The sequence below is a fragment of the Larkinella sp. C7 genome (assembly GCF_006149005.1).
Taxonomy (GTDB): domain Bacteria; phylum Bacteroidota; class Bacteroidia; order Cytophagales; family Spirosomataceae; genus Larkinella.
The window spans coordinates 671,266-694,835 of record NZ_VBSL01000002.1 but is presented as its reverse complement, the minus strand read 5'-3'; the positions used below and the strand labels follow the sequence as shown (position 1 = coordinate 694,835).

Annotated in this window: 16 protein-coding genes; 4 read left to right on the top strand and 12 right to left on the bottom strand. The window is 51.7% G+C overall.

Annotation, left to right across the window (positions count from 1 at the left end; translation table 11 throughout):
* Positions 1-116 precede the first annotated feature (116 nt).
* Positions 117-2,009, top strand: coding sequence for a DNA topoisomerase IV subunit B (locus FH871_RS08000; RefSeq protein ID WP_138990901.1), 1,893 nt, complete (start codon positions 117-119; stop codon positions 2,007-2,009).
* A gap of 101 nt (positions 2,010-2,110) precedes the next feature.
* A complete protein-coding gene (gene pheA / locus FH871_RS07995; protein ID WP_138990900.1) occupies positions 2,111-3,187 on the top strand; it encodes a prephenate dehydratase in 1,077 nt (358 codons plus the stop codon).
* 90 nt (positions 3,188-3,277) lie between these two features.
* On the opposite strand, the gene FH871_RS07990 is transcribed toward pheA, so the two are convergent.
* The 7 genes from FH871_RS07990 to FH871_RS07960 all read right to left on the bottom strand — a co-directional run bounded on the left by FH871_RS07990 (position 3,278) and on the right by FH871_RS07960 (position 9,032).
* The gene (locus tag FH871_RS07990) at positions 3,278-4,210 is read right to left on the bottom strand and encodes a bifunctional riboflavin kinase/FAD synthetase (protein ID WP_138990899.1); all 933 of its coding nucleotides are present in this window, start codon (positions 4,208-4,210) and stop codon (positions 3,278-3,280) included.
* Positions 4,207-4,905, bottom strand: coding sequence for a tRNA pseudouridine(55) synthase TruB (gene truB / locus FH871_RS07985; RefSeq protein ID WP_138990898.1), 699 nt, complete (start codon positions 4,903-4,905; stop codon positions 4,207-4,209). Before truB ends, FH871_RS07990 begins: the two co-directional genes overlap by 4 nt.
* Before the next feature lie 4 nt (positions 4,906-4,909).
* Complete coding sequence (locus FH871_RS07980; protein ID WP_138990897.1) at positions 4,910-5,689, bottom strand: undecaprenyl-diphosphate phosphatase; 780 nt, start codon at positions 5,687-5,689, stop codon at positions 4,910-4,912.
* The gene (locus FH871_RS07975) at positions 5,686-5,889 is read right to left on the bottom strand and encodes a DUF3098 domain-containing protein (protein ID WP_138990896.1); all 204 of its coding nucleotides are present in this window, start codon (positions 5,887-5,889) and stop codon (positions 5,686-5,688) included. The genes FH871_RS07980 and FH871_RS07975 overlap by 4 nt, the downstream gene beginning before the upstream one ends.
* A gap of 60 nt (positions 5,890-5,949) precedes the next feature.
* The gene (locus tag FH871_RS07970) at positions 5,950-6,828 is read right to left on the bottom strand and encodes an ABC transporter permease (protein WP_138990895.1); all 879 of its coding nucleotides are present in this window, start codon (positions 6,826-6,828) and stop codon (positions 5,950-5,952) included.
* Between the two features lie 175 nt (positions 6,829-7,003).
* Complete coding sequence (locus FH871_RS07965; protein WP_138990894.1) at positions 7,004-7,387, bottom strand: DUF779 domain-containing protein; 384 nt, start codon at positions 7,385-7,387, stop codon at positions 7,004-7,006.
* A 106-nt stretch (positions 7,388-7,493) separates the two neighbouring features.
* Positions 7,494-9,032 (bottom strand): aldehyde dehydrogenase family protein, encoded by a 1,539-nt coding sequence (locus tag FH871_RS07960; protein ID WP_138990893.1) that lies wholly within the window; start codon positions 9,030-9,032, stop codon positions 7,494-7,496.
* A gap of 224 nt (positions 9,033-9,256) precedes the next feature.
* Between FH871_RS07960 and FH871_RS07955 the strand changes: the two genes are divergently transcribed.
* Positions 9,257-10,186, top strand: a complete 930-nt coding sequence (locus FH871_RS07955) for an AraC family transcriptional regulator (RefSeq protein WP_138990892.1) — start codon at positions 9,257-9,259, stop codon at positions 10,184-10,186.
* A 6-nt stretch (positions 10,187-10,192) separates the two neighbouring features.
* Here FH871_RS07955 and FH871_RS07950 read toward each other — a convergent pair whose 3' ends face one another.
* The 4 genes from FH871_RS07950 to FH871_RS07935 form a co-directional block, all read right to left on the bottom strand.
* Positions 10,193-10,627, bottom strand: a complete 435-nt coding sequence (locus tag FH871_RS07950; RefSeq protein ID WP_138990891.1) for a DoxX family protein — start codon at positions 10,625-10,627, stop codon at positions 10,193-10,195.
* Between the two features lie 92 nt (positions 10,628-10,719).
* Positions 10,720-12,876, bottom strand: coding sequence for a lipopolysaccharide assembly protein LapB (locus FH871_RS07945; RefSeq protein ID WP_138990890.1), 2,157 nt, complete (start codon positions 12,874-12,876; stop codon positions 10,720-10,722).
* Between the two features lie 302 nt (positions 12,877-13,178).
* The gene (locus tag FH871_RS07940) at positions 13,179-15,872 is read right to left on the bottom strand and encodes a glucosidase (protein ID WP_229317121.1); all 2,694 of its coding nucleotides are present in this window, start codon (positions 15,870-15,872) and stop codon (positions 13,179-13,181) included.
* A 323-nt stretch (positions 15,873-16,195) separates the two neighbouring features.
* Entirely contained in the window at positions 16,196-19,645 is a 3,450-nt protein-coding gene (locus FH871_RS07935; protein ID WP_138990889.1) for a methylmalonyl-CoA mutase family protein, read from the bottom strand.
* Positions 19,646-19,732: 87 nt separating this feature from the next.
* On the opposite strand from FH871_RS07935, the gene FH871_RS07930 reads away from it, so the two are divergent.
* A complete protein-coding gene (locus FH871_RS07930) occupies positions 19,733-22,978 on the top strand; it encodes a cyclic nucleotide-binding domain-containing protein (protein WP_138990888.1) in 3,246 nt (1,081 codons plus the stop codon).
* Here the strand turns inward: FH871_RS07930 and FH871_RS07925 are convergent.
* Positions 22,959-23,552 (bottom strand): HD domain-containing protein, encoded by a 594-nt coding sequence (locus FH871_RS07925; RefSeq protein ID WP_138990887.1) that lies wholly within the window; start codon positions 23,550-23,552, stop codon positions 22,959-22,961. The genes FH871_RS07930 and FH871_RS07925 overlap by 20 nt on opposite strands.
* Between the last annotated feature and the right edge of the window lie 18 nt (positions 23,553-23,570).

Below are 23,570 nucleotides of genomic sequence, written 5' to 3'. Positions count from 1 at the left end.
TTTAAAGGTCAAAATTTCATATTTTGCGAACACCCGATAAACCGCAGACCGCTGACGAATGCGTTAAAAAACGGTTTTTGGGGTGTTTTCTCACGTAACACCAGTTTAATAGTCATATGGCAGATAGTAATCAGGTTCAGTATACAGAAGACAGCATCCGGTCGCTCGACTGGCGGGAACACATCCGGCTTCGGCCCGGGATGTACATCGGGAAGTTGGGCGATGGGTCGGCCGCGGATGATGGAATCTATGTATTGATCAAGGAGGTAGTAGACAACTGTATCGATGAACACGTGATGGGCAATGGCAAGCTCATCGACATTAAAGTGACCGACCACCGCGTTGAAGTGCGGGACTATGGCCGGGGAATTCCCCTCGGAAAAGTGGTTGATGTGGTATCCAAAATCAACACCGGCGGGAAATACGATTCGGGCGCGTTCCAGAAGTCGGTGGGGCTGAACGGCGTTGGTACCAAAGCCGTCAATGCCCTGTCCACGTTGTTTCGCGTGCAGTCGTACCGGGAGGGGAAAACCGTCTGGGCTGAGTTCGAACGCGGTATCCTGGTTCGGCAGGGCGAAGATGCCACCAACCAGCGCAACGGAACCCTGGTCGTTTTCGAACCGGACAACACGGTTTTCAAGAACTTTCATTACATCCCGCAGTTTCTGGAGAACATGATCTGGAACTATTGTTACCTGAACGCCGGGTTAACCATCAGTTTCAACGGCCAGAAATTTATTTCGCAAAACGGGCTGCTCGATTTGTTGCGAAATAAAACCGACGAAGATGCCCTGCGGTATCCCATCATTCACCTGAAGGGCTCCGACATCGAGATTGCCCTGACGCACGGCAATCAGTATGGGGAAGAATACTATTCGTTCGTAAACGGTCAGTATACGACCCAGGGCGGAACCCACCTGGCGGCTTTGCGCGAAGCCTTCGTCAAAACCATCCGCGAATACTTTAAGAAGGAATACGACGCGGCCGATATTCGGGCTTCGATCATTTCAGCCATCAGCATCCGGGTGCAGGAACCGGTTTTTGAGTCGCAGACCAAAACCAAACTGGGGTCCATCAACATGGCCCCCGACTCCAACAGCACGACGGTGCGTTCGTTTGTCATCGATTTTGTGAAAAACCAACTCGATGATTTCCTGCATATGAACACCGAAACGCGGGAAGCCCTCAAAAAGCGGATCGAGCAGTCGGAGCGGGAACGGAAAGAACTGGCGGGAATTAAAAAACTGGCGAACGACCGGGCGAAGAAAGCCAACCTGCACAACAAGAAGCTGCGCGACTGTCGGAACCACCTGCCCGACATCAAGTCCGACGACCGCTATAACACCACGCTGTTCATCACGGAAGGGGATTCGGCCAGCGGTTCCATCACCAAATCGCGGAATGTGCAAAACCAGGCGGTGTTTAGTCTGCGCGGAAAACCGCTGAACTGTTTCGGGCTGACCAAGAAGGTGGTGTATGAAAACGAAGAGTTCAATTTGCTGCAACACGCCCTCGACATTGAGGACGGACTGGATACGCTACGCTACAACCGCATCGTGGTGGCAACCGATGCCGACGTCGATGGTATGCACATCCGATTGCTGCTGATGACTTTTTTCCTGCAATTTTTTCCGGATTTGGTTCGAAATGGCCACCTTTACATCCTGGAAACGCCGTTGTTCCGCGTTCGGAATCCGAAAAACCACAAAGAGACCGTTTACTGTTATTCCGAAATGGAAAAGCAGCAGGCCACCGATAAATTGACCAAAGGCGGTAAAAAAGTTGAAATTACCCGCTTTAAAGGTTTGGGAGAGATTTCACCGGAAGAATTTGGCCTGTTCATTGGCGACAACATGCGTCTGGAGCCGGTGATTATGGAAAAAGAAACGTCCGTTCCGAAATTGCTCAGCTATTACATGGGTAAAAACACCCCGGATCGCCAGCGTTTCATCATCGACAACCTCCGCATCGAAAAAGATATGGAGGAAGTGGCGCTGGTTCTGGAATAAGTGATATGAGTTATGAATTAAGAGTTAAGAGTTAAAAATTAAGAGTTAGCTGACGCATGAAACTCTTAACTTTTAACTCTTAACTCATAACTTTTTAAAAAGTGACCCTCGAATCCCTCCGTACACAGATCGATTCCATCGACGACCAATTGTTGCATTTGTTAAACCAGCGCATGGAAGTGGTGCGGCAGGTTGGCGAATTAAAGAAATCGAGCAAATCCGTCATCTACCGCCCCGAGCGGGAAAAGCAAATTCTGGACCGGCTGCACGAATTGAACAAGGGGTTGATGACCCCGGCAGCCATCGACGCCATTTACCTCGAAATTTTTGCGGTTTCACGGAATCTGGAAATGCCGGAGCGGGTGGCGTATCTCGGTCCGGAAGGAAGTTTTACGCACCAGGCCGCCGAAAGCCGGTTTGGGGCCATGAGCGATTACATTGCCCTACCCACCATCCGGTCGGTGTTCGAAAGTGTTGAAACGGGCCGCAGCCGGTTTGGCGTGGTGCCCATCGAAAATAACCAGGAAGGCGTGGTCAATGAGACGATTGATTTACTCTTCGAAAAAGACCTGCTGATTGCCGCCGAAGCGCAGATTCCGATCCATTTTACGTTTGCCACCCAAACCGACGTTTTGAGCGAAATCACGCACATTTACTCCAAGGACATTGCATTTGGTCAGTGCAGCAAATTTTTGCGGGATTATTTCGAGGGCTTGCCCGCCGAGCTGATTCCGGTCGAGTCGACGTCCAAAGCGGCCAAGCTGGCGGCCCAGCAACCCCGGGCGGCCGCCATTTGCTCCAACATCGCGTCCAAGCTGTTCGGCGTACCGGTTTTGTTCGACAACATCGAAGATACGGACCTGAACCGGACCCGGTTTTTGGTTCTGGCGAAGGATTTTGAAAACCAGAGAAGTGGTCACGACAAAACCACCATTGTGGCCCGGCTGCCAAACACGAACAAACCGGGGGTTTTGGCGCAGTTTCTTCAGGAGTTCGATGCCCGAAGCATCAATTTGACCAAAATAGAAAGCCGCCCGTTGCGGGAAGGGGCCACGTTTAAATACTGGTTTCTGATCGAGTTTGAAGGCCACGCCAACGACCCCGGCGTTCAGGAAATTCTGGAACACCACGGCGCGGATGTGAAGTGGCTGGGGAGTTATGTGCGATCGCTGGGGTGATAAAAGATAATTTCAACTGTAAAATGATGAATGCTAAATGTAAAAGTGCCTGGTAGTGAGAAACTTTCGCATTTAGCATTCGAAATTATCTTACATTCCTAAAATTGCCCTCGTCTGTTCCACGTCCAGTTGCATCTGATCCACTAAAGCCGCCAGTCCCTCGAACTTCAATTCGGGGCGCAGGTATTCGATAAACCGGACGGTGAGGTGTTCGCCGTAAATCTCCTGGTTGAAATCAAAAATATAGACTTCAATCGTGCGGTGGGTTCCGCCGACGGTGGGCCGGGTGCCAATGCTCATCGCGCCCCCCAGCTTTTCGCCTTTGTAAATCACTTCGGCGGCATAAATACCATTGGATGGAACCAGCTTGCTCGGATCGTCGACCTGGATGTTGGCGGTCGGGTAGCCGATGGTGCGGCCCAGTTGCTGCCCCTTTACGATGGTTCCGCTCAGGCTGTAGGGGCGCCCCAGAAACTTGGTGGCGGTTTTCAGATCACCTTCCAGCAATGCCGCCCGGATTTTGGAGGAGCTAACGCCCACATCTTCCACATCCTGCCGTGGGATTTCCTCAATCTCAAAACCATAGTGGTGGGCGTGTTGCTGCAAATACTCGAAGCTGCCTTCCCGATTCCGGCCAAAATGGTGATCGTAGCCGATGACCAGCTTCTTGGTTCCAATTTTATCCACCAGGATCTGTTCGATAAATTCCGCTGAGGATAGCTCGGAGAACGAACGGGTGAAGGGAATCACCACCAGATTGTCGACGCCCGCAGCCGCCAGCAACTCCGTTTTTTCTTCCAGTGTCGAAAGCAGTTTCAGGCCCTGGCTGTCGTTGGAAACCACCGTGCGCGGGTGCGGCCAGAACGTCAGCACTACGGTCTCTCCACCCTCGTCGCGTCGGGCAATTTCGGTGAGCCGGTTCAAAATTTTCTGGTGGCCTAAATGAACCCCATCGAAGGTGCCGCTGGTGACAACGGCGTGGGGGATGGGTTGAAAAGTATCGGTTCCGTGGTAAATCTTCATGAATGTAATGGCTCAGCCGGGCGGTTTTTGCTGATAAATCCGTCGACGGTGTCCGCTTCTTCAATCCGAAACGCACCAATTCGAGTTCGGCGGAGGGCTTTTAAATACGCGCCATTTTGCAAAAACAATCCCAAATCGCGTACTAAGCTACGGATGTATGTCCCTTTTGAGCAAATAATACGGAAATCAATTTCTGGAAACCGTTCGGTATCGACTTCAAAAGCGGAGATGGTCACCGTACGGGATTTGATCCCGCCCTCCACGTTGTCAGCGGTTTCACCCCGTCGGGCTTTTTCGTAAAGCCGTTCGCCATTGACCCGAACGGCGGAATAAATGGGAGGAATCTGGTCGATAACGCCCGTCAATTGTTGAACGGCAGTTTGAATGGCTTCGGGAGTGATTCCGGAAACATCGAATTCGGCATCGAAATCCGTTTCCAGATCGACGGAGGGCGTGGTTTTGCCCAGCACCAGCGTGCCGGTATACTCCTTTTCCTGCGCCTGGTAGCTGTCGATCTGCTTGGTCATTTTGCCGGTGCAGAGAATCAGCAGACCCGTTGCCAGCGGATCGAGCGTTCCGGCATGGCCGATTTTCTTGAACTTCCCCGCAAACTTGAGCTTCTTAACGACATCGAACGACGTCCAGGTCAGCGGTTTATCGATGAGAATCAGTTGGCCTTCGTCAGGTTGTTGCATGGAGTTAGACAACATCCAGTTTTACGCCGGCCGCCATCAGGCCCAGCAATAACAAGCCGAGCGCAATGCGGTAATACCCAAATACTTTGAATCCGTATTTGGTCAGAAAACCAACAAATCCGCGAATGGCGAGCAGGCCCACAATGAACGCAACAACGTTACCAATCAGCAGAATCTGAATATCGTCGGACTGGATGGTTTTGTAGGTTTTCAGCAATTTATAGCCTGAAGCTGCCGCCATGGTCGGAACGGCCAGGAAGAACGAAAATTCAGCGGCCTGTTTCCGCGTAAGTCCCTGGGTCATCCCACCAATGATGGTGGCGGCTGAGCGGGAAACGCCCGGAATCATGGCGATGCACTGAAAAAAACCAATTTTGAGGGCTTCGGGAAACGTGACGTCGTAATCCCGTGGAAACTGCTTGAAAATGCGGTCGATGTACACCAGTAGAATACCGCCCAGCAAGAGCGTAATGGCAACCACGGTTACATTTTCCAGCAGCGAATCGATGAAATCATTCAGCAAAAAACCGATGACGGCGGCTGGCAGAAAGGCCACAAGGAGTTTGAAATAGAAATCGGTCGTTTGCAAAAACCGGCGCCGGTAGAGTACCAGCACCGAAATGATGCAGCCGAATTGAATGTTGACGGTATAAAGTTTGGTAAATTCCGACTTGCTGATGCCGACCAGGGATGAATAAATAATCATGTGGCCCGTAGAGGAAACCGGCAAAAACTCGGTCAACCCTTCAATAATGGCAAGAATTATCGCGTGGAGGAAACTCATTGATTCGTTGGTCGGCGCAAGATGGCAAAAAATTCGAGAATAAAACCACCCATGACAATCAGGGGCCCGATGGTGAGGCCCAGGGCTCCAAAGCCAAATTCTTCCGTATCCATGCTCATCACGATGAAGCCCAGGAGAATGATCACCACGCCGATCACCATCAGGGTGTAGTTGGCGCGTCCGAAAGGAAGTTTATTCATGTTATTAAATGATTGATGGTTAGTTGGTTAGCTATGGTTTTAAAAATGCCGCCCAACGGGTTAGTACAAATCATCCAGTGATAAGCTCAAATACCGGTGAACCGCCTGGAACGTGCTGATTAAACCGATGATTACACCGAGTACAACAACGGCACCCAACAAAATGGCAATTTTTTCGGGTTCCTGTAAGGTCGCCAGACCATCGATGTTGCGGAGGGCTACCTGTAATAAAATGAAGAGGAGCGCAGCAGCAACGATGCCACTCATCAGGCCCTGCGTCATGCCGCGCCGAAGAAACGGAAGCTGAATAAACCCGTTGGTCGCTCCGACGAGCTGCATGCTCCGGATTAGCAGTCGCTGCGAATACAAGGCCAGCCGGATCGTATTGTTCATCAGAACGACGATGATGACCAGCATAATCACCGCAAAAACCGACATGATGATGTAGATTTTGGTGATGTTTTTATTGATTTCGTCGACGATATTTTCCTGGTAAATCACTTCAAAAACACCGTTGACGCTTTCCAGATCGTTTTTCACTTCCTGGAGCCGGGCTTCTTCAAAGTAATCCTCCTGCAATTTGATGCGGTAGCTGTCGCGTAATGGGTTTTCGTTCAGGAAGTTGGTGAAATTTTCTTTGGTATCGGCCATAAACTCCTTGGCCGCTACGTCTTTGCTGACGAACGTAATTTGGGGTGACGTGCCGTTGAAAAGAACATACGGTTTTTTTACGATTTCAGCGTGGAGATTTTCGAGTTTGCCGGCATCCAGATCCTTGTCCAGAAACACCCGTACTTCGTTGTTTTCACGAATATACCGGACCAATTTCTTGGACTGAAGCACCAGCATTCCACAAAAACCAATCAAAAACAAGGCCGAAGTCAGGCTGAAAAGAATCATCCCGCTCGGATACGCACCCACTTTCTTTTTTGAAGCCATAGAAAACTCCGTCGGGCAGTGTCATCCTGCCATGCCGACGTCGGTTACAAAAATACGGATTTTGCCCGAACACCAACTCATTCTGTTGGATAGAGGAGGGAGATTTAGGAAAAATTAAGAGATAGGGGGCCAAAAGGGGCAACTGAATCCGTTTTCTGTCGGATAATTATACCGCTCAAACTTCAATTGGTCCTATGTGAATGGGCGTCAACTGATCGAGTTCTTCCAGCTCGAAAAGCCGGGAGCGAATGAAAAACCGGATGCCAAGCGGAATTTCCAGTGAAAAACTGGCCCCCCGGCCGGGCGTTACGTCAATAGTCAGTTGGGTATGCTTCCAGTACTCAAACTGGTCTTCCGACATAAAAAAGTCACAGCCATGAACCGTTCCGAGCCAGACATCGGAGGAGCCGATCAGGAAATCGCCTTTGGCAAAACACATCGGCGACGACCCGTCACAGCACCCTCCGCTCTGGTGGAACATCAATTCGCCATGCTCCCGGCGTAGTTTGTCGATGATGATTTTGGCAGCCTCGTTGGCTTCAACGCGGGAAATAGGCATAAGTAATTGTGAATGAGTGATTGAGCGAATGAGTGATTGAGTGAACAAGGGTGCCAAGAGACCGCAGGCTATTCACTCAATTACTCATTCGCTCAATCACAATTAATTAAAAGAACCCAAGTTTATTCTTGCTGTACGAAATCAGCAGGTTTTTCGACTGGCGATAGTGGTTGAGCATCGAGAGGTGGTTTTCCCGACCGAAGCCCGACTTCTTGTACCCGCCAAACGACGCGTGCGCCGGATAGTTGTGGTAACAGTTCACCCACACCCGTCCGGCCTGAATGGCCCTCGGGACCTGATACAACTCATGCGCATCGCGGGTCCAGACCCCGGCTCCCAGACCGTACAGGGTGTCGTTGGCCATTTCGATGGCTTCATCCACGGTTTTGTAGGTTGTGGCCGAAACCACCGGGCCGAAGATTTCTTCCTGGAAAATCCGCATTTTGTTGTTGCCCCGGAAAATCGTCGGCTCGATGTAATACCCGTTTTCCAGGCCACTGTTCAGCTTTGCAGGACCACCGCCGGTTAGAATTTCAGCGCCTTCCTGTTTGCCAATGTCGATATACGACAGAATTTTTTCGTACTGGTCATTGGAAGCCTGCGCGCCCATCATCGTGGTCGTATCGAGCGGGTGCCCCAGTTTGATGGCTTTCGTACGCTCAATTACCCGCTCCATAAAACCGTCGAAAATGCTTTCATGAACCAACAGACGCGACGGACAGGTACAGATTTCGCCCTGATTGAGCGCAAACATGACCGCACCTTCGATACACTTGTCAAAAAAGGCGTCGTCGGCATCCATGATCGATGGCAGGAAAATGTTCGGCGATTTGCCGCCTAACTCCATCGTGACCGGAATCAGGTTTTCCGACGCATACTGCATGATCAGTCGGCCCGTGGTGGTTTCGCCCGTAAAGGCCACTTTCGCGACGCGCTTCGATTGCGCCAGCGGTTTACCCGCTTCCGGGCCAAAACCGTTGATGATGTTGATGACCCCCGGAGGAACGACGTTTTCGATCAGTTCCATCAGCACCAGAATCGAAGTCGGCGTTTGCTCGGCGGGTTTCAACACCACGCAACAACCGGCCGCCAGGGCGGGGGCGAGTTTCCAGGTGGCCATCAGCAACGGGAAATTCCAGGGAATGATCTGGGCTACTACGCCAATCGGTTCTTTGATGATCATCGAAACCGTATCGGCATCGAGCTCCGACACCGATCCTTCTTCGGCCCGGATAACGCCGGCAAAATAGCGGAAGTGGTCGACCACCAGCGGCAGATCGGCCGCCATCGTTTCGCGGACGGCTTTTCCGTTTTCGACGGTTTCGACCCGCGCCAGGAATTCGAGGTTTTTTTCAATGATGTCGGCAATTTTGAGCATGATATTGCTGCGTTCGGTGGCCGACGTGCGCGACCAGGTCGCAAACGCTTTATGAGCTGCATCCAACGCCAGTTCTACGTCGGGGGCTTTGGAACGGGGCATTCTCGAAATCAGGCTATCGTCGATGGGGGAGTTATTTTCAAAGTATTCACCGCCAACGGGAGGGACCCATTTGCCGCCAATAAAGTTTTCATACTGATTTTTGAACTGAGGTCGTTCCAGTTGGGTAGCCGAGCGGGTGGCCACGGGTGCTTCTAAGGTTTCCATGGAAGTAAGAATAGTTAAACTGATTTTCGGAATTTGAATTGTGACAAATTTTGCCGAAATCGTACTAAAGTTTTTTCGGTATTGTCTCAAAAACTTACGGTATTGTCTCTTTCTCTTTTCTCCGTCCATTGTACTGGAAAAGGCTTTTTTTCGTACTGAATACGGTTTTTGAAGAATTTGGAAAGTCGAAATCGGAATTGTAAACGGAACAGAACCAGTTGCTTATGACATCGGGAAGAAAATCATTGCAGAATTCGGAAGCATTACCGGCCTGGGGTGGTCGCCTGGATGCGCTGGTGGAAAATAAGCTGACCCTGAGCCACGATGTGGCTGAACTTCATTTGTACGAAACTTTTCAGCGGGCGCAGTTGGTCGAGCTGGAATTTGGTGCGCCGGTACTGACCAGTATGCTGACCGGCAAGAAAGTCATGCACATCGACGATCTGAAACCGTTCGATTATCTGCCTGGTGAATCGCTGGTGTTACCGGCCAGTAAACCAATGAAAATTGACTTTCCGGAAGCGACTGTTCAAATGCCCACCCGCTGTATTGCGCTCACGATTTCGGAGGAGTTTATCCGGCAGACCGTCAATTACCTGAACGAAGAATATCCCCGCAGCGAACCCAGTGAACTCTGGGAGATGGATTCCAACAATTACCACTTGCAGAACAATTTCGAAATCAGCTCATTGATCGATAAAATCATCCGGTTATACCGGGAAAACAACGTGCTGAAACCGTTCTTCATCCACAATTCGCTGGAAGAACTGATCGTACGGTTGATGCAGACCCAGGCCCGGCGGGTGCTGGTCGATCAGGCGCGGAAATACATGAGTTCGCACCGGCTGGCGTTTGTGGTGGAGTACATACGCAATAATCTGACGAAGGCGTTGGCGATCGACGAGTTATCCAGTCAGGCGTGTTTGTCCAAGTCTCACTTTTTCCGGTTATTCAAAAACGAGCTTGGCATATCGCCGATCCAGTTTATTCTTCAGGAACGCATCCGGCTGGCGAAACAGATTTTGAGTAATCCCGCCAAGTCGATTACGGATGCCTGTTATGAATCGGGATTCAATAGCCTGACACATTTCAGCAATGCCTTTCGAACTGTAGAGCGCATCAGCCCCCGTCAGTATAAACAGCAACTCACTTAGGTGGTTTTAATGATCGTGCCGGCTCATCCAGTCGTCCATCGAAAACTTGCCCGACCCAACGACCAGGAACATAATCAGCAGAAAAAGCACGACAATCGATAACCACAATTCGGAATTCAGGGCCGAGAAACCCTTGCTGATGTTGATGAAAAAGACGGCCCCCAGCAGGATGGGCAACTGAGCCAGCACCGCCAGGCGCGTCAGCATCCCGAAGGCGATCAGCACCCCGCCCACCAGATGGGCAAAGGCAACGTAGTGAACCAGCATAACCGGCGTCAGACCGAAGCGGCTTCCGCCAACGAGCGAAGAAAGGTAGGTGGTGTCTCCAATAAAACTAACTCCTTTCAGGAACAGGATAATTCCCAGCATAATGCGAAGAGCGTCAATCCAGGCGGGGTGATGCGTATCGCCCCAGTGTTCAACTCGTTGTAACACATTCATGACATCGCTTTTTTGGTATAACTACCCTAAGTTAGTTATTTTTATTAGACAAAAGCAAGGATTTATTGGGTGATTTTGTTGTTGCGTGAATGCTAGATAATCTTCGGACACTTTGTACTGCCCGCCAGCCGGGATCGTCGTGGTTTGGGCATGCGTTTGTTCGCAACCCGGTTTTTTTGTGGAGTCTCGACTTTAGAAGGTTTCGCAATGATTTCCATCATCACCAGGTCGTCCAGTGGCCGGTAGTCCGGGGGGGTAGGGGCGTCGGTTTGGATTGGGAAATAGTGGTCGCCGGGGAATTCGTAGCGTTCGAATTCGTAATCGTAGAGGTAAATATTGATGTAACCGTCTTTGCTGTATTTTGAACTAATTGAGTTGGTCGGCATCAGATTCTGGGCCTGGAGAATGTCGGGTCGGCGCGCCAGAGAATCCTTAAAATACTCTTTGTAGACCTTATACCGGTTAAACTGGTATACCATGCTGGCCGAATCGATGTTCAGGGCAATGTTGAGGTAATGCAAACCATATTCCCCTCTTTTGTTGCGGGCATACAGAACCCCGAGGTTGTTGATGGCACTTTTGTCCAGATGGCCCAAGTAACTTTGAACGGCCTTGTCGTATTCTTCCGTGTTTTTGTAGACGTTCCCTAAATTATTAAAGTACGTTTTATGCGTCGAATCGAGGTCGCGCGACCGCTCGTAATCGCGGACGGAGCGGTAATAGTATTGTTTGGCATTGTGAAAATCCCGCTCCTTTTCCTTTTTCAGGGCCAGGTAGGAGCGAACAATGCCCCGGTTGTTAAACAGAAACGCCTTGTGATGCCCTCGGTTGATGACGCTGTCGAGAACAGCTTCCGCCTGTTCGATGCGGTCTTTCTCCAGCAGTGAAATCGATAAACCGTTCAACGCATTCAGGTTCTGACGGTTATGATGCAGGGCCCAGGAAAAGTTGTCATAGGCTTCTTCCATGTTTCCCGACTTTAGATGCATGTTGCCTTTGTTGGTTAGCATCTTGTCGTTTTGCGGAGACAGGCGAATGGCTTTTTCCAGGTACGCCAGTGTGTAGCGGAAGCTGTCTTTTTTGCGGTAGACTTCGCTGGCACCGGCATAGGCCGCCGGGTGTTCTTTGTTCAGTCGCATGGCCACGTTCAGGTCGACCAGGGCAGTGTCCAGTCGGTTGAATTCCAGGTGCGTAAGGCCACGGCTTAAAAAGCAATCGGCGAGATTTTTGTCTTTCTGATCGAACAAATCGGGGGCCTGCATGAAGTGCTCCATCGCCTGTTCATGTAGGCCCTGCCGGTGGCTGATGACGCCCAAACCCAGGTGAATGTGCTGGTTTTCAGGAGACAGCGCTAAAGCGGCTTCAAACTCGATGCGGGCCGAGCGGTAATCACGAATGCTGCACAGGGCGTTGCCCAGGCCGGTTCGGGCTTCTACCCATTGCGGACGAAACTGAACCGCCCGGCGGTATTCGCCCACGGCTTTGGCAAATTCTTTCTGGCCATAGAAAGCATTCGCCAGTCCAAAGCGGGCTGGTGCCTGGTAGGTTCGGTCGTTGGTGAGCAGGTAATTGGTGAATTTTTCGGCAGCGTCTTCGTATTCTTTCAGGCCGAGGAGCGCATTGCCCAGCCGAACCGGCAGCATCATGGCAAGTTCCGGCACTTTTTCGACGGATTCATAAGCGTTCAGGGCTTCGCGGAATTTCCCCAAACCCAGCAATGCATCGCCTTTGACCATTCGGTACACCGGCTCTCCGGGTCGCATCCGAACGGCATCCGAAGCGGCCCGGCTGGCTTCTTCGAATTGACCGGCGTGGAGGTGTGCAACGGCCCGGTTGAAGGCTACTTTGTCAGCTCCCTTCCCGCCGGGGGTGTTTTCCAGCAGGGCCAGGCCCACTTTTACATCACCACTCATGCAGAAAAAGACGCCCTGATTGGCCTGGGCGTGCGCAAAATTGGGGATCTGCTGCAACAGGCTGCTGGCTTCTTCATACCGTTTCAGACGGCTGAGAATGATGGCCTGGTTGTAGAGCAATGTGTCGGAAGGGCGATCCGCGGAAGCGCGTTGCAGAAGCTGGAGCGCCCCGCTGTAATTCTTGTTTCGGGCCAGTTTGATGGCGGTATTGTTGAGCCGGGGAACGGAATCGTTGTCTGATTTTAAGTCAGACGTTAGTCCTGACGCATACCCGGTTATCGGTTGAAAAACGACAAAACACAACAACAGAATCACAGGGAACAACAACCGCGGCATCAGAGAAATTAGTTAGGTCGGGCTGGTGAAGATACAATTTTTGGTTGGATGAGCCAAAGAAAGTGAGTTGCCGGTCTGCTTTTCTGAGTATATGGACGAATAAACAGCGCTGGAAAACGTTAAAGTAAGCGAATCAAAAAAACTGAATTTTGGAAGGATCCTGAGCCGGTAACCCCAATTAATACAAATTGAATTTGTGCTTATATGTACGTATTAAATTGTAATCAAAAAGGAAAGGCCGGTAGAAATACCGTTCACTTCTCAACGTAAAAAGCCGGTTCAATGCCGGCTTTTTACGTTTGTTACAATACTTTGGCATGAACCGGTTCTTTCTGAAGCCGGTGTTGATACAGGAATTCGATCAGGTCTGCCACCAGCCCGGTCCAGCCGGTTTGGTGGTTGGCTCCGAGACCGCTGCCGTTATCGCCGTGGAAATATTCAAAAAACAGGTGCATATCCCTGAAATACGGATCATCCTGGTATTTTTTGTATCCATTGTAAGCCGGTATTTTGCCGGTTTCGTCGCGCCGGAAAATGTTGACCAGACGTTCGGCCACCAGCACCGTTGCTTCCTTGATGCTCATGACCTGACCGGAATTGGTCGGGTATTCGATCTCGAAATCGTCGCCGTAGTAGTTGTAGAACTTCAGCAGCGAATCGATCAGCAGGTAATTAACCGGGAACCAGATCGGACCCCGCCAGTTGGAATTGCCGCCGAACAGGCTGGTTTCCGATTCGTTCGGAACGTATTTTACGGAGAAAATCTCGCCGTTCAGGTTGAACTCATACGGTTTTTCACCGTGGTATTTCGACAACGCCCGGATGCCATAATCAGACAGGAACTCGGTTTCATCGAACATCCGTTTGAGCAGCATTTTCATTCGGTGACCCCGAAGCAGCGAAAGCAGGTGGGTAGCACCCTTGCCCGGTTCGTGCCAGCGCGAAATCATCGACGCCAGATCCGGGCGGTTGGTCAGAACCCACTCGACCCGCCGTTTGAAATCCGGCAATTTTTCCAGCAAATCATCATCCAGAATTTCGACGGCAAAGAGCGGAATCAGGCCCACCATCGAGCGGATTTTCAACAGCATACTCGCGTTGTCGGGCGTGTGCAGCACATCATAATAGAACTGATCGTCTTCGTCCCACAGGCTGATGCCCTGTCCACCCAGGTTTTTCATGGCAGCCGCGATGTGCAGGAAGTGTTCGAAAAACTTGGACGCCATGTCCTGGTAGGTTGGCCGGGTCAGTGCAATTTCGCAGGCAATCCGCAGCATGTTCAGCGTATACATGGCCATCCAGCCCGTTCCGTCGGCCTGTTCGATGTGACCACCCATTGGCAAGGGCTGGCTGCGGTCGAACACCCCAATGTTGTCGAGGCCGAGGAAGCCCCCCCCGAACACGCTGTTGCCGCTGACGTCTTTCCGGTTTACCCACCACGTGAAGTTGAGCAGCAGTTTGTGAAACACGCGTTCCAGAAAGTTGATATCGCCCTTGCCGTTCATGTCGCGGTCGATCTCGTAGACTTTCCACGTCGCCCAGGCATGAACGGGCGGGTTTACATCACCGAAATTCCACTCATAAGCCGGAATTTGCCCGTTGGGGTGCATGTAATACTCCCGCAGGATAACCGCCAGTTGGCGTTTGGCAAAATGGGGATCAAGTCGTGCCAGTGTCAACGTGTGAAAGGCCAGATCCCAAGCAGCAAACCACGGATATTCCCATTTATCGGGCATCGACAGGATGTTCGCGGTATACATGTGCCGCCAGCCGGAGTTGCGCTGGTAGGCCCGTCCATGAAACGGCGTGGGCATTTTTGGGTCGCCTTTCAGCCATTCGTTCACGTTGTAATAATAGAACTGCTTGTTCCACAACATGCCCGCGTAGGCCTGCCGCTGAATGATTCGCAATTCCGGATCGGTCACATTGGCTTGCAGTTGATCGTAAAAATCGTCCGCTTCCTGAACCCGTTGGTCAAAAATGGCGTCATAATCAGCGAAAGGCTGGCTTTTGTGGGTATCCTGACTAAACCGCAGCCGAATGGTGACGGATTCGCCGGCCGGAACCGTTCGGACATACCGGGCCGAAGCTTTCGAGCCAATCTGATTCGGATTGACGTATTTTTTGTCGCCCGAAACAATGTAATCGTTGACACCGTCCTTGCAAAACAGGGAGTCGTTGGGAATGCCGTAGAGTCGTTCCGTATTGGTTTCATTTTCGCAGAACAGCAGCTCGTCGGCGTCTTCGCAATACAGTTTATACTTTCCCAGGAGTTTGTGATCGACTGCAATCTGGGTGGTGGCAATGCCGTTCAGAATGGGCTTGTAAGCATACTGCTCATACCCCCACGACCAGGTATTGCGGAACCAGAGTGTGGGCAGCATTGTGAGTTTTGCAGCCTCAGTATACCGGTTGTGGGCGGTAATTTTGATCAGAATGTCATTTTCGTCATTTTTGGCGTATTCAATGAAAATGTCGAAATACTGGTTGGCGTCAAAAATACCGGTATCGACCAGCTCGAATTCGGGTTGCAGACGGTTTCGATGCCGGGCTTCATCGACCAGACGGGTATACGGAAACGCTTGCTGGGGGTACTTATACAGCATTTTCATGTAAGAATGGGTGGGCGTACTATCCAGGTAATAGTACATCTCCTTCACATCCTCGCCGTGGTTTCCTTCGGGGCCGGTCAAACCAAAAAGCCGTTCCTTGATGATGCTGTCCGTATGATTCCAGAAAGCCAGGGCAAAACAAACGTGACCCTTGTTGTCGGAAAGCCCACCAATCCCGTCTTCACCCCAGCGATAGGCCCGGGAACGTGCCATGTCGTGGGTGATAAACCCCCAGGCATTGCCGTGGACGCTGTAATCCTCGCGGACCGTGCCCCAGGAGCGTTCAGACAGATAAGGACCCCATTTCTTCCACCCTTTGTTATCGGCGCGGGTATAAATGCGTTCGCGTTCGATGCTGTTTTCCATCTTGAGGTTGTATCCCATTGTGAAGCTTCAAGTACAGTGTTGCGGCAAATTCAGATAAATCAGGTCAACGATGACACTGCCATGAAGTCATTGATCGCCTTAAATTAGTATTCTCATCCAATAATGGTGTCATTGGTAGACCATTATTTTTTATTCCTTTCTCCAGAAAAACGCATCAACAGGTGATGTTTTATTAATTATAGGTTAGAGAAAAAGTGGATTGCCAGACAAAAGAGGTGCGGATTTTTGATACACTACCGAGCCTTTGCATTTTTCGCGCCAATCTCTGCGCCAGTTGGTAAATGTTTTTTTTCGGTTTCACCAGGTAACGGCTGCGTTTTTTACATATTCCGGCGGTATTGCCCCCCCACTGCATACAACGCCCGCGACAGCTGGCCCAGCGAGCAAACTTTGGTGGCTTCCATCAGGGCTTCAAAGATGTTGCCGTTGGCCAGTGCGGTTTGTTGTACCTGTTTCAAAACAACATTGGCCGCTTCGCGATTTCGTTCCTGAAATGCTTTCCGGGATTCGATGGCGTACCGTTTCTCGTTGTCGGTCGAGCGGATGACTTCCTGTGGGATGCGGGTGGGCGAACCGTTGGGGTCCAGAAACGTGTTGACACCGATGAGGGGTAGCTTGCCGCTGTGTTTCTGCATTTCATAGACCATCGACTCGTCCTGAATTTTACTACGCTGATACATGCGTTCCATAGCGCCTAAAACGCCCCCCCGCTCGTTCAGGCTGCGGAATTCGTTCAAAACCGCCTGTTCGACCAAATTCGTGAGTTCTTCCATACTGAAGGAGCCCTGCAGGGAGTTTTCGTGTCGGGAAAGGCCAAATTCCCTGTTGATGATCAACTGAATGGCCATCGCCCGCCGAACACTTTCCTCGGTGGGTGTCGTGATGGCTTCGTCGTAGGCGTTGGTGTGCAGGGAATTGCAGTTGTCCGACAACGCGCTCAGGGCCTGTAAGGTGGTGCGGATGTCGTTGAACGCAATTTCCTGCGCGTGCAGACTCCGGCCGGAAGTCTGGATGTGGTATTTCAGCTTTTGCGAACGTTCATTGCCTTTGTATTTGTACTTCATCGCTTTCGCCCAGATTCGACGGGCCACCCGACCCAGCACCGAATACTCGGGGTCCATCCCGTTGGAAAAAAAGAACGACAGGTTGGGCGCAAAATCGTCGATTTTCATGCCCCGGGCGAGGTAATATTCCACAAACGTGAACCCGTTGGAAAGCGTGAAGGCCAATTGCGAGATCGGATTGGCCCCCGCTTCGGCAATGTGGTAACCCGAGATGGAAACGGAATAAAAATTGCGAACCTGCTGGTCGGTGAAATACTGTTGAATGTCGCCCATCATCCGCAGGGCAAATTCCGTCGAAAAAATGCAGGTATTTTGCGCCTGATCTTCTTTCAGAATGTCCGCCTGAACCGTTCCGCGTACCTGCCGCAGCGTATCCGCCTTGATCTTTTCATACACCTCTTTCGGCAGAACCTGATCGCCGGTGGTGCCCAGCAGCATCAACCCCAACCCGTTATTGCCGTCCGGTAATTCGCCCTGATAAGCGACTTCTCCCCCCAACTCCCTGGAGGGGGCGCTAGATCCGGCGGTTTCTACTCCCCCTTCAGGGGGTTGGGGGGCGGTTTGCCGCAAATACAACTCACACTGCTGGTCGATGGCGGCATTCAGAAAAAAACCGAGCAGCATGGGAGCGGGGCCATTGATGGTCATGGAAACCGACGTGGCCGGGTCGCAGAGATTAAAACCGCTGTAGAGCTTTTTGGCGTCGTCCAGGGTGCAGATGTTGACGCCGGAGTTGCCGATTTTGCCGTAAATATCGGGGCGGAAATCCGGGTCTTCGCCGTAAAGGGTAACCGAATCAAACGCCGTAGAAAGCCGTTTGGCGGGCAGGCCTTTCGAGACGTAGTGAAACCGTCGATTCGTCCGCTCCGCTCCGCCTTCGCCCGCAAACATCCGCGCGGGATCTTCGCCTTCGCGCTTCAGGGGAAACACGCCGGCGGCATAGGGAAACTCGCCCGGCACATTTTCGGTCAGTAGCCAATGCAGGATGTCACCCCAGTCTTCGTAAGTGGGCAAACTGATTTTCGGGATTCGCAAACCCGATAAAGAGGTTGAAAACAGGCTCTGGTGAATCGTCTTGTCCCGAACCTGATATTGGTAGGTATCCGCCCGGTATTTCTGCTTCAGGGCCGGCCAGCCTTCCAAAAGTCGCCGGCAATCGTGGTGAAGGCGGTTTTCAAAGTCTGTATAAAGGGCTTGGAGATCTGGCGCAACCCTGTCAGGGTCTTCGACCGTATGACGCCCCGGTGCTGACAGGGTTTTTAAGACTCCGTTGATCTGATACATCTTCCGGGCAAGCGCCACCTGCTCCTTCACGAAGGCATCATACTGGTCACTGGTTTCGACAATTTCGGCCAGATAGCGAACCCGTTCTGCCGGAATGATGGCCGAGGGCGGGGGAGAGAGTTGGGTGGTGACGACCTGATGCAGGAAAGAAGTACCGGTTTTTTGCTGAACGAGCTGCATCAGTTTCGAGAACAGGGCGTTCATGCCTGCGTCGTTAAACTGGGAAGCAATCGTTCCGAAAATGGGGAGTTCTTCGTCCGGGAGTTCCCAAATGCCGGGGTTGTTAACTGCGTGATTTCGGCGGTATTGTTTGCGAACATCCCGCATTGCGTCCAACGACCCGCGTTTGTCGAACTTATTGATGGCGATGACGTCGGCAAAATCGAGCATATCGATTTTTTCCAGTTGCGTGGCGGCACCGTATTCTGCCGTCATGACGTATAAACTGACATCCGAATGATCGGTAATTTCGGTGTCCGACTGCCCAATGCCGGAGGTTTCGATGATGATCAGGTCGAACCGGGCATGTTGGCAGATTTCAATCGCATCCCGAACGTGTTTGCTGAGCGCCAGATTGGCCTGACGGGTCGCCAAGGAGCGCATATACACCCGGCCAGCCGCCAGGTCGGGGTGGATGGCATTCATGCGGATGCGGTCGCCCAGCAAGGCCCCCCCGGTTTTGCGTTTCGACGGATCGACGGAAATGAGAGCGACGGTTTTGTCGGGAATCGTCAGCAGAAACCGCCGAACGAGTTCATCGACCAGGGACGATTTGCCCGCGCCACCGGTTCCGGTGATCCCCAAAACCGGGACAAAACCGCGATCGGTTTGTTGAAACGACTTGTCGATTTTTTCGTACGATGCCGGTTCATTTTCCGCCACCGAAATCAACTGCCCGATCAGGTTAACATTTCGGGTTTGGGCGAGCGAAGCCAGTTGCCCGTTCAGTTTCGCCAGGTGATCGGCCGTTCCGGTGGGGTGGTCACAGCGTTCCAGCAAGTCGTTGATCATGCCTTGCAATCCCATCGTTCGCCCATCATCCGGCGAATACAGCCGGGTCACGCCATATTGGTGCAACTCGTCTATCTCGGCGGGTAAAATAGTGCCACCGCCACCGCCAAATACCTTAATATGAGAAGCTTTTCGTTCCCGAAGTAAATCAATCATATACTTGAAGAATTCGACATGCCCACCCTGGTACGACGTAACGGCAATGCCCTGCACATCCTCCTGAATGGCGCAGTCGACGATCTCGGCTACCGACCGGTTGTGACCCAAATGGATCACTTCGGCACCGGATGCCTGCATGATCCGGCGCATGAGGTTAATGGCGGCATCGTGGCCGTCGAACAAGGAAGCCGCCGTAACGATGCGAATGGGATGATGGGGCTGGTACGGATTAATTGTATGTTGTGATACCATGATCAAATTGCAAATTGTCGTGTAAAAGTAGGCAGAATGGCGGAAAAGCAGTATTATTGATTATCATTAGCAAGTTTTAAAACCGGCATGTCGCCAGCTCAAAAGTTCTACCGTTCGATTGGTGTACGCCATCATGAAGTTCGAACAGTCTGGTTATTTTTCTTACACAACTTTTTTCTCGGCATTGGGACGATCCTGGTCTATGTTTCGGCGAACGTCATTTTGCTTGAAAATCACCCCGAAACCAGTCTGCCCATCGCCTACATCGGTTCCGCGATTGCGATGATGATCGTCGGGAAATTGTACGCACATTACGAGCATCTTCTGGCCCTTCGAACGTTGGCTGTCCGGGTTTTGTGGGCAGTTATTATCCTGACATTCATCATTGATGTGCTCGTTCTGGCGGGGCATTCCGTGTGGTCGTCCATTGCCATCATGGTTGGTTTCCGGATGATCTATCTGCTCACGAATCTGGAGTTCTGGGGTGTTTCGGCGGTGGTGTTCGATGTCCGGCAAAGCAAACGGTTGTTCAGCGTCATCAGTTCGGGTGATATGCCCGCCAAGGCAATGGGGGCCATTCTGGCTGCTCTGGTTCATGCCCATACCGATATGTTCTTCCTGCTGATTGTGGCTTTCGGCTCCTTTCTGGCGGCCATCTACATCCTGCGGCTCACTTATCATTCCCACGATGTTCACGCCACACACGGTTCTTCGCGGGTTCGCCAGCCCAACCAATCGCTCATTGTCGAGCATTTATTTGGCAACAGCCGCCTGATCACCTCCATGTGTCTGAGTCTGGTGGCGGTGGCGACGGTGGCCGCCAGCGTGGAATACGCTTTTTTTATCAACGTCAAATACAAAATTCACTCAACCACCTCGCTGCTGCAATACCTGAGTAAAGTCCTGGCGTTGACGTATTTGATTGCTATGGTCGTCAAGGTGATCATCTCGGGACAGGCGCTCGACCGACTCGGCATCCGGCGTTCCCTGCAACTACTGCCCATAACCGCTTTGGTAGGCGTGATCGTTTTCTGGATTGTCTGGGTGCTGGATGTCAGCGAACCGACCTGGCTGTTGTACTACTGTGCGCTCTATCTGACGTTCGAGGTCATGCGCCGTTCGCTCTTCGATCCGGTTTTTCTGGTGCTTTTCCAGCCTCTGACGACCCAGCAACGCTTGCACGGCCATACCCTCGTCAAGGGGTATTACGAACCGCTCGGGATGGCCCTGGCCGGGGTGATGATCTACGCGTTTCATGCGTATCCGGAATTGAACGAATGGGTGCTGTTTGTCTGGATGGGCATCGGTACGCTGGTCGCTTTCCTGCTGCTCCGGCGAACGTATCAAAATTACCTGAACGAACTGAAGTCGGCTTTGAGCCGGCGGTTTCTGGAAACGAACGAGCTGGCCGCACCCGAAGAGGTGTTGAATCTGGTATTGACGAACCTGGAAAGCGCGCGGGTCGAGGAGGTTATCAACGCCATGAACTGGCTGAAAACGCATCATCCGGAAAAGCTGTCGGACGCATCGGTAATGCTCCTCAATCATGCCGAGTTGCCGGTTCGCCGGTTTGCGCTGGAATCATTTATAGACTTGAAATTTCCCGTTGATGCCCCGCTTGTTTACCGTCTGGCTCTTCAGGATTCCGAACCGGCGATCCGGGCGCTGGCCAGCCGGTTGTACGCAGGATTGCCCAAAGCCGATGCGAAAGGCGTAGCGGATCTACTGCACCACCCGGAATTGACGACCCGCAAAGGCGCCATTCTGGGGAGTTGGAAAAACCGCCCGTATACAAAATCAGCTACCGAAAGTTTGGATCAGTTGAGTACATCGAACGATCCATCCGACCGAATGGCGGTTTTGGAGGTCATCCGCGGGCTTCAACTGCAACAGCGAAGCGACTTGGTTACGGCCTCCCTAAAAAGTAGCGATCCTGCCGTCGTGAATGCCGCCATTCGAACGGCCGGGGTCATGCAAAATGCCGCTTTGACCCGTCAGCTTGTCAGCCTGTTGTCCGACAAACTCTACTGGCGAACCGCGGCCCGGAGCCTGAGCGACATGCAAACAGCGGCTGTTCCGTTTCTGGAAGAAGCTGTTCTGGCGTCATCCGATACGCTGCTGATTCGCCGGATTGCGTCGGTTTGTGCAAAAATCAAAGTTCCTGAAAGCCATCACGTATTGACCACCCTCGTTGGCAAACCCGACTTGACGGTTCGGATGGCCGCTTTGCGGGCGTTGAGCCATCTGGAAAGCGTCGCTACCAAATCGGAAATATACTACCCGGTTTTGCAGGAAGAACTGAAACTGGCGCAACGGTTGCTCCACGGAAGTCTCCACAAAAATGACAAAGAGCTGCTGGCTTGTCTTGATTATGAAATCGGTCTGCTCTTGCAGCGGATTTTCTTTCTGCTCATGCAACTGTATGATCGCGACGTGATTGCCAGCGTTCGGACGGGAATCGATCATGCCTCGCGGGAACGGCGGGCGAATGCACTGGAGATGCTTGACAACCTGATTCCCCGGGTGGTATACCAGTGCCTACAGGCCCTGCTCGACGATGTGCCGGTGGCCGAAAAAGTCCGTCTGGTCGATGCGCAACTGGAACCTTTTCATTCGCAGGAGCCCTTGTTAACGTACATTTTGCATCAGGGAGAAACCATGTTTTCGGCCTGGACGATCAGTGTAGCCCTGCGACGGTGGACCTCACGCTCGCTGGCAAACACCCGTTTATTAGGTTTGTATATCAACCATCCGATTCAGTTACTGAGGGAAAGCGCCGATGGCGTTTTGCAGGTAGTGAAGGAACATCACCCCGAATGGTACCAGCGATTGCTGGCCGATCATCCTACAATAGCTAGTCAACACATGAAATCAACAGAAGCCCACATTTCTGATTTTGAGCGGGTTATTGTTTTGAAAAATACCCGGCTCTTTGCCGATACGCCCGAAAATATTCTGAGTACGATTGCGCCGATCATGAAAGAAGTTACGTACCAGGATGGTCAGACCATTTTTCAGAAAGGTGATATTGGAAACTGTATGTTTGTAATTTATTCGGGAACAGTCGATATTTTCGACCGCCAGCAGCGGTTGGCACAATTTGGGAGGGGCGATGTGTTTGGTGAACTGGCCTTGCTCGACACCGAACCGCGATCGGCTTCAGCGGTTGTAGCTTCCGATGTGCTGCTGTTCCGGATCGACCACGAAGATTTTTACGACCTGATGGAAGAACGCGAAGAAGTGTTGCGGAACATGATGCGAATTCTGTGTCAACGCATCCGGTTGCAAAACGAGAAAATCCAAACCATGTCGGTCATACCGAATAATGGCTGACAATTTCTTTCAAGTTGTTCAATCGTTCCTGCTTGTTGACCTGCCGTAAAGCTGTAGCGGTTTTGGTCCAATAGTGGTGGCTTTCCAGAAAACTGACCTGAATCCGGTTCCAGGCGGCTTCGTCGCGAATAAAATTTCGCTCTTTCAATTCTTCAAAAAGCGAGCTGGCAATCGGGTCGAAGTCTGCACGGCCCAGGTAATCCAGATCCGCATCACACAGGATTTCCTCGAATAGGTTTTGAGGATTCTGCGGTATTTTGGTTGCCATAATCATGCCGCAAATCTGCTCAATTTGCTCGGAAAGGTAGCCAAACTGCGGGAGTGTTTCGCGCGCATAGCGGCACCCCTCAGCCTCGTGGCCCTGGTAGGTGGTGATAAAACCGCAGTCATGGTAAAGCGCGGCTGTTCGCAACAACGTCAGCGACTCCTTATCGGTAACATCCTCTGCCTGTGCCAGTTTAGAAACCGCATCAACCACATCCAGGGTATGATGAAGACCGTGGTAATAGAGGGTGGGCGAAAGATCGCGCTTCAATTTAGCAAGGATAAACTCCTCAGCTTTCCGCAGATTCATCGAATACAGGCTAATAAC